Genomic DNA, 662 nt, shown 5'->3' on the forward strand with positions numbered 1-662 from the left:
GGCTGCTCGAATCGAACCTGCCGGCGCTCTCCGACGCCGACTGGTACCGCGATTGCGGGCTTTTCTTCCGCTCGGTGCATCGGACGGTCAATCACCTCCTGGTGACCGACGACATCTGGTTTGCGCGGCTCGCCGAAGGCCATTCGCTTCGCATCCCGCTCGACACGGAACTGCACACCGGGCGCGCCGATTCGTGCGAGGCCCTGGGCCGAGCGGTCACGCGCTGGGGACCCTGGCTCGCGACGCTGCCCGCGGAGCGCTTCGATGGCGAACTGGCATACACCAGGAACAACGGCGAAGAAGTGCGCATTCCGTTCGCGCCGGCGCTCGGGCATGTGTTCAACCACGCGACACACCATCGCGGTCAGCTGACGGCCGCGCTGACGGCCATGGCTCAGCAGGGTCCGGAGCTCGACTGGGTCCAGCTGCTGCAGCAGGAAGCAAGGCAATGAACCACCCCCAGRCTTCGCGCACTTCGTGTCGCTTCGCCTWCCCCCTTGCAGGGGGCAACACCTGTGGCCCGGCGAAGCCGGTTCCGCGGTGTTCCGCGGTTGGACTTCGCTTTGGTGGTCCGGGATTTGCGCAGAAGGAAGGAAAACGCCGATGAGCAATTTCACGACGCTCGAATTCGCGATCGACGGGGCCGTCGCACGCATCTGGCT

General features: G+C 65.9%; 1 protein-coding gene. It reads left to right on the forward strand.

Annotation, left to right across the window (positions count from 1 at the left end; all coding sequences use genetic code 11):
• Positions 1-452, forward strand: a 452-nt coding sequence (locus AC1DTN_RS38030) for a DinB family protein (protein WP_477925324.1), incomplete at its 5' end; no start/stop codon positions are given.
• Between the last annotated feature and the right edge of the window lie 210 nt (positions 453-662).

The organism is Rhizobium sp. 01T444 (genome assembly GCF_056398305.1).